Below are 12,434 nucleotides of genomic sequence, written 5' to 3'. Positions count from 1 at the left end.
GTTTAATGAGACTATATAAGCGTGTAAGAATATGGAAATCTTGCAGTGAGAAACGAAGAAATCGTGAGAAAACGGAAGATAATCCAACCTATTTTTCCCAAATGTAGAAAAAACAGCTTACGGATGAAATTGACAATGAGAATCACTATCAATATCTTGTTGTTAGACAAACCAACATGATGCGTACACCGACAAGGCAGTACTCTGCATGATCCGGCTTCGGGCGCAAAGAGTGACCCGCAGTTACACAGGAGGAGGACGGAATGAAAGTAAGTACGGAGTGGTATGAGCAAGCTGCAATAGCTTATGAACAGCGTGGTTTTTGGGAGCCGTTGACACTTGGGCAGCAATTGCGCAAATGGGCGGAACAGTATCAAAACAAAGAAGCGCTGGTGGAGGACGAGGAGAGACTCACTTATAGCGAGCTCGACAGCAAGGTGGATGCGCTTGCTTCCGGTTTTTATCACATGGGAATTCAAAAAGGCGACAATGTAGCCGTCCAGCTTCCAAATCGAATTTCTTTCGTACTGACTTGCTTTGCCCTGTTTCGCATCGGCGCTGTGCCGATTCTCGTATTGCCTGCCCACAGAGAGGCTGAATTGGACGGGATTTTTGCACTCGCGAGGCCAGTTGCCTACATCATTCCAACGACGTTTCTCGGTTTTGATTACACGAAGATGGCAGAAGATTTAGTCAAAAGGCATGCATCTGTCAAATTCGTCATGACGGATGGGGACAGTCCGATCGGGCGGAACTTGGCTGAGATAAGTGGACCGCCAATCGAGCTGGAAGCCCCTTCGTACAAAGACACTGCGTTATTGCTGTTGTCTGGTGGTACGACAGGGATACCCAAGCTGATTCCTAGAACCCACGCAGATTACGTTTACAATGCAAAAGCAACCGCAGCTCGTTGCCAACTGACAGAGAAAAGCGTCTATCTCGCCGTTTTGCCGATTGCACATAATTTCCCTCTGTGCTGCCCAGGTATCTTAGGCACACTGTCCGTTGGTGGCAAGATCGTGCTATGTAAAACTACCAGTTGCGACGAAGCTTTTCCGCTGATTGAGAAAGAGCAGGTGACCATTACCGGCCTCGTGCCTTCGATCGTGCAAGTATGGCAGGAAGTGCTGGAATGGGATACAGAAAGCGATCTGTCGAGTCTGGAGGTTCTTCAGGTTGGAGGCTCCATGCTGGATGATAATCTCGCCAGCCGTATCACGCGAGAATGGAAATGCAAGCTCCAGCAAGTATTTGGAATGGCCGAGGGGCTCATCTGCTGCACATCACTGGATGATCCAGAGTCGATCATTACCAGTTGCCAGGGTCGTCCGATTTCCGAAGGGGATGAAGTGCGAATCGTGGATGAGCATGGAAACGATGTCGCGCCAGGTGAATACGGAGAGTTGATTGTGCGGGGACCGTATACCATTCGCGGCTACTACAGAGCAGAGGAACAAAACCGCGAGAGCTTTACGCCTGATGGCTTCTATCGGTCTGGGGACAAGGCTAGAATCACGCCAGAAGGAAATATTCAAATCGGTGGACGGATCAAAGAGCAAATCAACCGAGCGGGTGAAAAAATTATGCCAGCTGAAGTAGAGACGTACCTGCGCATGCACCCAGCAATTAAAGACGCGGCGCTGATCACACTTCCCGATCCAGTACTGGGCGAGAAAAGCTGCGCATTTTTGATCACCGACGATGAAATGATCAGCTTGGCGGACGTCCATGCCTTCTTCCAGGAAAAAGGAGTGGCACGCTACAAAATGCCGGACCAAATCGAACTCATCGATTACTGGCCGCTGACCAGCGTCGGAAAAGTCAATAAAGCGAAGCTAAAAGAACTGGCGTTAGCGCCAAAGTCAGAGACGAAGCCAGCGGAAATCGCCTATCTGGAAGAAAAATTTGCTTTTGCGGGTGATGCGCATATGGCAGCGGCGCTGATTGCAGAGCGCAGCGGGTATGAAAACTACCTGCTCTATGAAAATGGAGATGAGCTTTCGCTAGGAATGGGGATTCATGCGCTTCTCTATGTAGATGGGGAGCAGACGACGTTGACTTATCGCAACGAGACTCTCCGTTTCGACAACAATGAGCTTAGTGAGACGCTCGAAAAAGCAATGGCACAGGTGCCGATTCAAAATTGGCGCGCTTATGGAACGGTTAACTTTGGCATGGCGCGTTATTATCAAGGCTTGCCGCTCATGCCAGAAGAGGATGGCTTGCTCAAGCTGTTCATTCCTGAGGTCGAGCTGCGTTTCAACAAAGGAACGGTCCTATTGAGAGCCTTGCGTGAAGAGAAGCGGAGCGAATTCAGCCAACTGCTGAGCGAGCTGTCGATGAATACGCAAGACGAGCAACAGCTGACCCAAAGAGTGGACAAACCGAAGCTGTCCGTCCCGCAAGCCGATACATACGACGCGGAAGCCTACATGCAAAACGTGGCAGAAGGTGTACGCGAGATTCAGGAACGCAAATACCATAAGGTCATCTTGTCGCGGAAAATTCCGCTTGATCACGAGCTGGATCTGGTTGCGAGCTATATAGCTGGCAGACGAGTGAATACGCCGGCCCGCTCTTTCCTCGTTAGCTTGGATGGACTCGGTGCAGCCGGTTTTAGCCCGGAGACGGTAGTAGAGGTCGATAGCGATGGATGGGTGAGTACATTCCCACTCGCGGGAACACGAGCAAAAGGCAGCAGTGAAGACGAGGAGAACAGGCTCAAAGAAGAGCTGCTGAATGATCCGAAGGAAATTGCCGAGCACGCTGTTTCCGTCAAGCTGGCATTCGAAGAGCTGAAAATCGTTTGCGACTCAACAAGTATCGTCTTGAACGATTTTATGTCAGTAGCTAGCCGAGGAACGGTTCAGCATATCGCTTCTCGCTTGAAAGGGAAACTGAAACAAGAATGCAACTCATGGGATGCCTTCCGCGCATTGTTCCCAGCTGTCACCGCTTCGGGAATCCCGAAAAAAGAATCGATCGAAGCGATTGGCAGATTGGAGAGCGTGTCACGAGGTCTATACAGTGGGTGCGTTATGACTTTTGACAGCGACGGTGCCATGGATGCGGCGCTTGTGCTGCGAACGATTTATCAAAAGGACAACCAAGCTTGGCTTCATGCCGGAGCTGGTGTCGTCGAAATGTCTTTGCCGTCCAGAGAACTGGAAGAAACGCGTGAAAAACTGAGCAGCTTCTCCAGACAGCTGATTGGAAAAGAATAGGGGCTTGCACGAGAGAGGAGGGAACGAGGATGTCCAAAATGCTCAATGACAGTCTGACTGCAAGTCCCGCCGCTTCCTTGAGCTATGAGGAGATGAAGAGGCAAATTCAGGCGTTGCTGCCCGCGCCTGTTGCGTTTTCCGATGATCAAAACCTGATCGAGCTGGGACTGGATTCTTTGCAAATGATGAGGATGGTTAACAAATGGCGCAAGGAAGGCGCAAAGGTTACGTTTGCCGAGCTGATCGGTGCTCCTACCTTGCGTGATTGGCAGGCGTTGCTGCAAAAAAGCAGCGCCTCGCTTCCACGGGTGGACGAAAGAAAAGCAGATGTGGCACTGGAGGTGAATGTGCCCTTTCCACTCACGGATGTGCAATACGCTTACTGGATTGGACGCCAGGATGATCAGCCTCTCGGAGGAATCGGGTGCCATGCGTACTTAGAAATCGATGGTGTGGGCGTGGAGCCGGATCGATTGGAAGCAGCGTGGGGCAAGCTGCTGATGCACCATCCGATGCTTCGGGCAAGATTTTTGGCAGATGGACAGCAAGAGGTGATGAGTGCCCCTACAGCCACTGGAGTAGCGGTCCATGATCTGCGGTCTTTTTCGGAGGACGAATTGGCACGGGAGCTAGATCGTATACGAGATCGGTTGTCCCATCGTCGTCTGGCGGTGGAAGCGGGAGAAGTAGCCGGTTTGGAGCTGAGCTTGTTGCCAGAAGGCCGCACCCGCATCCATTTTGATCTGGATTTGCTGGTCGCTGACGTACAGAGTCTGCACATCGTATTACGCGATTTGGCGGCAGCATATGCACGAGGCAGCAAGCCTCTTGCCCCGACCAACTGGAGCTTTGCCCATTATCTCGGGCAAGAGGCAGAGCGTCGGGCACAGGACAAACAGGAAGCAGCCCGCTATTGGCAGGAGCGCCTTTCCACATTGCCGGGAGCGCCAGGGTTGCCGCTGAAGGAAAAGCCAGAAATGATCAAGTCGCCTGTTTTTACGCGACGGACACATTTCATGAACGCAGCCGAATGGGCACTTTTGCAAAAAAGCTCCGCAGCACAGCGGGTTACACCAGCGATGGTACTGTTAACGGCTTATGCTGAAGTACTGGATCGCTGGAGCACCCATTCGCAGTTTCTCATCAACATTCCGCTATTCGATCGCCAAACCGGAGACGCTGGCATTGAAGACGTCGTTGCCGATTTTACCAATCTGCTACTGCTTGCGGTTGACTTGCGGGAGCAAACCTCTTTTCTGGCGCGGGTGCGATCTGTCCAATCGCAGTTTCATCAGGATGTAGCACATGCGGCTTATTCCGGGGTTCAGCTACAGCGCGACCTGACGCGTGTCCGTCAGGGAGAGCGGGATTTTGCCCCCGTGGTGTTCGCGTGCAATTTGGGTACGCCGCTGATCAATGACGAATGCCGTGACACGTTGGGGAAGCTCTCTTACATGATTTCGCAAACGCCGCAAGTATGGCTTGATTTCCAGTCGTATGAAATGGACGGCGGGCTCCTGCTGGCGTGGGATGCGGTTGATGACCTGTTTCCTGACGGGATGCTTGACCAAATGTTCGGCGCTTTTTGCCAGCTGATGAACTCTTTGGTGACCAAGGACAATGACTGGCAAGCCGCATCCGTGCTGCTCCCCGATTTGGAACAGAAGAGGAATGATCAGGCTGTAGATAATACACAGACGCAATCGAGTCAATGCTTGCACAGTGCCTTTTTTGCTTATGCAAGAGAGAATCCACACGAGCTGGCCGTAATCGATAGTCATGCTTCTACTACGTTTTCGTATGGCGAGTTAGCGCAGTACGCATTGCAGATTGCAGCGTATCTCCAAAAGCAAGGCGTTGAAGCTGGAGACCCTGTGGCAGTCAGTCTGCCGCGCGGAATCGATCAAGTCGCTGCGGTTCTTGGTATCGTGGCACGAGGAGCATGCTACGTCCCGGTTGGAATCGGGCAGCCATCCACAAGGCGCGAGCGCATTCATCAAAAAGCGGGGATTCGCTATGTGCTTACGGATACGGAGATTGCGCAAACGCTGGAGTGGCCGGAAGACGCTGTTGTTCTGTCGGTTACAGATACGTTGAATGTCTCACCGCTGGCTGAACCCGTGCCGATTTCTTTTGATAGCCTTGCCTACATCATTTTTACTTCTGGCTCTACGGGTGAACCAAAAGGAGTAGAAATCAGTCATTCCGGGGCATGGAACACCATTAGAGAAATAAATAGACGCTACGGAATCGGGCATACGGATCGGATTTTGGCGGTTTCCTCACTTGATTTTGACCTGTCTGTCTACGACCTGTTCGGATTGCTCAGTGTAGGCGGCTCGATTGTGCTCATAGGCGAAGAGTTACGACGGGATGCGGCTCATTGGGCGAGACTGGTGGATCAGCATCAGGTGACGCTGTGGAACTCTGTGCCCGTGCTGCTCGATATGCTCTTGATTGCTGCGGAGAGCGGATCGTATGAGAGCTTGCCGCTTCGCCTAGTCATGCTCTCTGGGGACTGGATCGGTCTCGATTTACCGCAACGCCTGAATCAGCTCGCACCGAACAGCCAGCTTGTGGCGATGGGCGGAGCGACAGAAGCGTCGATCTGGTCCAACTTTTTTGATGTTACGCTGCCCTTGCCTGTTCACTGGACATCGATTCCGTACGGTCAACCACTCACGAATCAGGCTTATCGGGTTGTTGATGCACTTGGACGTGATTGCCCTGACTGGGTAGAGGGAGAATTGTGGATCGGCGGAGCAGGTGTGGCAGTAGGCTATCGGGGTGATCCTGCACTGACCGAAGAGCGCTTTGTCAACTGGAACGGTTCACGCTGGTATCGGACTGGTGATCTCGGACGTTATTGGCCGGATGGGACCATTGAATTTCTCGGGCGCAAGGACTTCCAGGTGAAAATTAGAGGGCATCGCATCGAGCTGGGTGAAATCGAATCGGCCATGAAGCAGCATCCGGGAATTCGCGATGCAGTTGTAACAGCGGTAGGTGATCCCCGCGAGAACAGGCAACTGGTTGGGTATGTGGTACCAGAACGGGAAAGCGAGTCAGCGCTGTTTGATCGTGTAGAGGCTGATCCGAAAAAGAGTGAAGAACTGTGGGCAGATGTCATAGATACGGGGCGTGTGCAGACCTTATCGGAGCATTTTGCAAGCATCAGACCGGAAGATTTCACCTCGTTTTGGACGTACATGGAGCAACTTGCTGTTCGATTCATTTACCGCACATTGGAGATGGTGGGAGTGAATTTTGAGCAAAATGCCAACTACTCCCTCGATGATTTGATGCATAGCTGCGGGATTCAAGAGCGTTATCGCGGGCTGGTCAGACAGTGGATTCAAACATTGGAGGACGAAGGTCTTGTCCGTAAAGACAAATCGGATGTCTACAGCATCACGCAGGCGAACCTGACTGAATGGTTGGAAAAGTCGCAGGTCTCTCAGCTATCCCCCGCATGGGAACCGCATGGACAAGCCCTTTTACGTTATTTGGAAAAAGTCAACGAAGAGAGTGTTGCGCTTTTGCGTGGCGAGCTTGACCCGTTGGCCCATTTCTTCTCGGAGGAATTCAGTCTGACTCCGAATGATCTGATGCAGACACTCCCTGGTGCAAAGCATCGTGACAGAGCGGCACTGGCGTTGGTGGAAAGGCTGGTCCATCGTTTTGGAGAAAGGTCTGAATCAGAACCGATACGTGTGCTGGAAATCGGGGCGAGGAGCCTAACGCTGACGGAATCATTGCTGGCTGTGCTCCCGGCAGATGCGACACATTTTACATGCACAGACACCTCGACTTTCTTTACAAATGCCGCAAAAGCGAGGTTCCGGGAGTACCCGTTTGTGCACGATCAACTGCTGGATATCAATCAAAGTCCACTATCTCAAGGCTTTGAAGCACATCAGTTCGACGTTGTGATTGCCTCTGATTCCCTGCATCGTGCGAAAAACATCGGGATGGCCCTCTCGCATGTACAAAGCCTTTTGGCTCCGGGTGGCATGCTGATTTTGCTGGAGATGACCCGCAACAGCCGATTGCAGCAAATCAGCACGGCATTTCTCGAAGATGGCTTTACGCATTTCGAAGATGAGCGGCGTAACGAGCAACGCCCCTTGTTATCGGTGGAAGCATGGCAGCAGACTTTGCAGCAGCAAGCCTTTGCAAAAGTGTCAGCTTTCCCAGAAGACAACGATTTTGGTCAGCATGTACTGGTTGCGCAGGCGCCACTTCAAGCCAAGCGCTTCAATGCTGCACAACTACCCGGCTTCTTGAGTCAAAAGCTGCCTGATTACATGGTTCCGTCCGCTTTTCTTTTGTTGAACGAACTGCCGCTTTCTGCAAACGGCAAGGTAGATCGGCAAGCCCTGCCTACTCCTGACAGCCTGATGAAGGCCAAAGCAGACAAAGCGTATACAGCTCCAACGACACCAATCGAAACAGCACTCGCGGCTATTTGGTGCCAGCTATTTGAAGTGGAACGGGTAGGCGTCACAGACAACTACTTCGAGCTCGGCGGAGATTCGTTATTGGCAACCAGACTCAGTGCGATGGTTCGCAGCAAGCTTGCGGTAGAGCTGTCGTTAGGGCGCATTTTTGAAAAGCCGACGATTGCCGGACTGGCCCAGCATGTGCAGATGCTTCTCGAGGAAAAAGGAACATCGTCAGGCTTGCCAGCAATTGTACTGGCTCCACAAGACAGGCATCAGCCTTTCCCGCTAACGGATATCCAGCAAGCCTACTGGGTCGGGCGCAGTGGTGTTTACGCCTTGGGCCATGTCTCCACGCATTGCTATTTCGAAATCGAAGGGCAGCACTTGGACCTGGAGCAGATCAATCGAGCTTGGCAACGGTTAATTGACCACCATGAAATGATGCGGGCCGTGATTTTGCCGGATGGCTGGCGTCAGCAGATTTTGGAGCAGGTACCTGCTTACCGGATCGAGGTCACTGATTTGCGGAACCAATCTGCCGAAGAAGCTGAGTCCGAGCTGCAAGCGATTCGGGAAGAAATGTCCCATCAGGTATTGTCTACGGATGTGTGGCCGTTGTTCGAGGTGCGCGCTTCCCGCTTTGGAGACGAACGGGTTCGCTTGCATATCAGCTTTGACAACCTGATTTTTGACGGGTGGAGCATGTTCCACCTCTTGAGCGAGTGGACGAGGCTGTATTATGAGCCGGATGCGCCTATGACACCACTGGATATGAGCTTCCGCGATTATGTACTGGCGCAAGAAGCGCTCAAGTCTACAGAGCTGTACCAACGCGATCTGGACTATTGGATGGATCGATTGCCTGATTTGCCGCCAGCACCACAGCTGCCTTTGGCGAAAAATCCTGACACGATTACCGACCAGCGCTTCCATCGTTTAGAAGCCAGAATCAATAGCGAAGCATGGCAGCGGCTCAAAAAACGGACAGCAGAGGCCGGTCTAACGCCTTCCGGGATTTTGCTGACAGCGTATGCCGAGACCCTTGGTGCATGGAGCAAGAGTTCGCGTTTTACGATCAACCTGACGCAATTCAATCGATTGCCCTTGCACGCGCAGGTAGGCGATATCGTGGGGGACTTCACTACGCTAACCTTGCTGGCAGTCGAGTTGTCCGCTGGCGAGACGATTTTGGAACGCGGCCGTAATTTGCAGCAGCAGCTATGGCGCGATTTGGACCATCCTTATGTGGGCGGAGTCCAAGTCCAGCGCGAATTGGCGAAGCAAACAGGAGAGCATAACGGTGTTGCCATGCCGATTGTCTTTACGAGCGCATTGGGTGTAGAGCAGTGGAGTGGGTCTGACTCCGATGGCAAATGGCTGGGCAAGCTCGTCTACAACATCACCCAGACGCCGCAGGTATGGCTGGACCATCAAGTGGTCGAGCAAGATGGAGAACTGCTGTTAATCTGGGATGCCGTAGAAGGACTATTTCCAGAAGGACTCCTTGCTGACATGTTTACGGCTTATTGCGAGCTGCTGCATCGACTGATAGAAGAGGATGCGGTATGGCAAGAGTCGGCACCGAGCCAGATTGCTGTCCCTCGACTGGAAGCAAGAATCGCCGCAAACGATACGGCTGCGCCTGTATCCACAGAAACACTCGTCGGACTATTTGACAAACAAGCTGCATGCCAAACGGATCAGCCTGCCTTGATCTCCACACAGCGGACGTTGACCTATGGGGAGCTCGCCGACGCTGCTGATCAAATCGCGAAGTGGCTGCGTTCACAAGGAGTTCAACCGAATACGTTGGTCGCTGTCGTGATGGAAAAAGGCTGGGAGCAGGTCGCAGCCACGCTCGGGATTATGAAATCCGGGGCCGCTTATTTGCCGATTGATCCGCTGAATCCTGAGGAACGACGTTCTCAGCTTTTGCATGATGGACAAGTACAGTTCGTGCTGACGCAGTCTTGGCTGGATGAGCGATTGGGCTGGCCTCTAGATGTGGAGAGACTGATTGTGGACCAGATGATGACAAGGGACGAGGCAAGCACGGTGAACCCAGTGGCATCAGTTGCCGGACAGCCGGAGGATTTGGCCTATGTCATCTATACATCAGGGTCGACGGGCCAGCCAAAAGGAGTCATGATCGACCATCGAGGCGCGGTCAACACGATTGAAGATATCAATCAACGATTTGCAGTGGGGGCACAGGATCGGGTGCTCGCTTTGTCCAATCTGAATTTCGATTTGTCGGTCTATGACATTTTCGGCATGCTTGCCGCGGGTGGAACGATCGTCATGCCGGATGCTGATAAAGCCAAAGACCCTGCCCACTGGCTGGAGTGGCTGGAAGCCGAGCAGGTGACGGTGTGGAACACAGTTCCGGCGCTGATGCAGATGTTGATCGAATACGCCGTGGGGAGAAACCTTCACTTGCCACAATCGTTGCGTCTCGTCTTGTTGAGCGGTGATTGGATTCCACTGGATTTGCCAGACAAGATCAAGGCCTTTTTCCCTCACGTTCAGGTGATCGGTTTGGGCGGCGCAACAGAAGCCTCGATCTGGTCAAATCTTTTCGCAATCGAAGACATCGCCCCTAGCTGGAAAAGCATTCCGTACGGTCGCCCAATGGTCAATCAGCGCTACCATGTGCTGAACGAATCGATGGGGGATTGCCCCGTTTGGGTGCCGGGACAGCTGTTTATCAGTGGCATTGGGCTTGCCAAAGGCTACTGGAGAGATGAAAACAAGACGAATGAAAAATTCATTACGCATCCGGGGACAGGAGAACGACTGTACCGCACGGGGGATTTGGGCCGTTACTTGCCTGATGGCACGTTGGAGTTCCTCGGTCGGGAAGATTTCCAGGTGAAAATCAGAGGGCACCGGATTGAGCTGGGCGAGATCGAGACGGCATTGAAACGCCATGAAGGGCTCAAAGATGTTGTCGTGGCCGTGCCAGATGACGGTGCGGATGAAAAGCGCTTGGTCGGGTATGTGGTGCTGGATCGTGAAAAGGATTCCGCGTTATTCGAAACAGAGCAGGCCGACCCCGCTGCAAGTGCTGCTCGTTGGCAGGCGATCAACAGCATGGGTCACGCGCAGGCCGATACCATTCCCGCGAGTGTCGATGTGGAAGTCGTCACGCAATTCCTGATGGAGGCTGACCGTGTAAGCACCGCCTACATGTGCCGCACGCTTGAGCATATGGGGATGTTCTCGCAAGTAGGAGAAAGCACTTCAATTGCGGAGCTCATGGATCGTTTTCAGATTCATCCTCGTTACCAGACCTTGCTTGCGCATTGGCTGGAAGTGCTGGCAGAAGAGGGAGTGCTGGAAAAACGCGCTGCGGGTACGTACGTGAGTCTGCGTTCATTGCGTGAAGGTGTGCCGGATGTTGTTCTGTCAGCATCCTCGCTTCGTACGGAAGCAGCACGTGAGCTCGAAGCCGTTTTCCGCCGCGACTATCCGTTGTTTATTGGTCTGTTAACTGGTGAGCTCGATCCGTTGGAGCTCTTTCTAGCAGAGGATGCTTTCTTAACACCTGCCGGCTTGAGCCGCTTTGACCTGACGCGGGAGTTTTACAGCAGCCTTGCCGGGGCGGTGTTTGGCAGTATCGTAAACCACCATCCGTCTGATAAGACACTGCGGGTGCTAGAGCTTGGCACGAGAGCCGGAAGCTTGACACAAACACTGGTGTCCACCTTGCCTGCAGAACGCAGTCGTTATTTATACGTCGACGAATCCTCCTTTTTTACCGACAGGGCAAAGAAGGAATGGGGAGAGCAGGCTCCGCTGGAGTACGGTCAGCTTGACATGAACGTGGCGCCGCTTGCGCAAGGCTATGATCCGCATTCGTTTGACGTCATTGTTGCGGACAATACGCTGCATCGCTCTCGTGATATAGGGAAAACGCTGGCGTACTTGAAAGGGCTACTCGCACCTGGGGGGCTTCTGTTCCTGGTCGAGTCGACGCGCAACAGTCGTCTGCTGCTAACCACTGTCGGCTTCTTCGAGGATGGGTTTAGCCATCTGGAGGATGAGCGCAAAGCCAATTATCTTCCTCTGCTTACGGTAGAGCAATGGCGAGCGGGCTTGGAACAACAAGGCTTCGCTAACGTCCTTGCCATTCCGGATAAAGCGCAGGTCACAGAGGCGTTCGAGCGCCATCTGATTGTGGCGCAAGCACCGGAGGCGGTTCGTTTGTTCCAGCCGGAAAAATTGTCTGAAGCTCTGCGGAATAGCTTGCCTGACTACATGGTACCAAGTGAGTACGTGTTGCTGGATGAGCTGCCGCTATCCGCCAATGGAAAAGTAGATCGGAGGGCAATCACAAAGCTTGGCAAAAGAAAGGCAAGTATGCCGAAAAAGACGCATGTAGCGCCTTCCAACGAGATCGAAGTCAAGCTCGCCAAGGTCTGGGAAGAGGTGCTTGGTGTAGGGGAAATCGGCATCCACGACAACTTTTTTGCGCGGGGTGGAGACTCATTGCGCGCGATCCAATGCCTCAATCTTATAAAAGAGAGATACCAGATTGATTTGTCTTTGCAAAGTTTGTTTGAAGCTTCCACGATCTGCACCCTTGCCGAGCTGATCAAGACGAGCACACAGGCAACGGAAGATCTCGCAGCGGATTTTGACGAGGGGACCATTTAAAAAAAGAAAAACCGCAGATGAGTAGGTGGGCTGCGACTCAGTGGCAGGAGCAGCCCCGCCTTTTCTTGGAAGAAGAATGCGGGGAGCAGGTCAGGAGGGAGAGAAC

Annotated in this window: 2 protein-coding genes; both read left to right on the top strand. The window is 52.7% G+C overall.

Annotated features, from left to right (window positions below; translation table 11 throughout):
• Positions 1-263 precede the first annotated feature (263 nt).
• Positions 264-3,224, top strand: coding sequence for a salicylate synthase (locus HP398_RS25090; protein ID WP_173623972.1), 2,961 nt, complete (start codon positions 264-266; stop codon positions 3,222-3,224).
• A gap of 29 nt (positions 3,225-3,253) precedes the next feature.
• The gene (locus tag HP398_RS25085; protein WP_173623971.1) at positions 3,254-12,328 is read left to right on the top strand and encodes a non-ribosomal peptide synthetase; all 9,075 of its coding nucleotides are present in this window, start codon (positions 3,254-3,256) and stop codon (positions 12,326-12,328) included.
• The last annotated feature ends 106 nt before the right edge of the window (positions 12,329-12,434 follow it).

It is taken from the genome of Brevibacillus sp. HB1.4B (assembly GCF_013284285.1).
In the GTDB taxonomy this organism is placed as follows: Bacteria; Bacillota; Bacilli; order Brevibacillales; family Brevibacillaceae; genus Brevibacillus; species Brevibacillus porteri.
This window is presented reverse-complemented; position numbering and strand designations above follow the sequence as displayed.

What these genes read in the sequence shown, in the direction of transcription:
- HP398_RS25085 (WP_173623971.1), top strand. Translation starts at nt 3,254, where the DNA reads ATGTCCAAAATGCTCAATGACAGTCTGACTGCAAGTCCCGCCGCTTCC.
- HP398_RS25090 (WP_173623972.1), top strand. Translation starts at nt 264, where the DNA reads ATGAAAGTAAGTACGGAGTGGTATGAGCAAGCTGCAATAGCTTATGAA.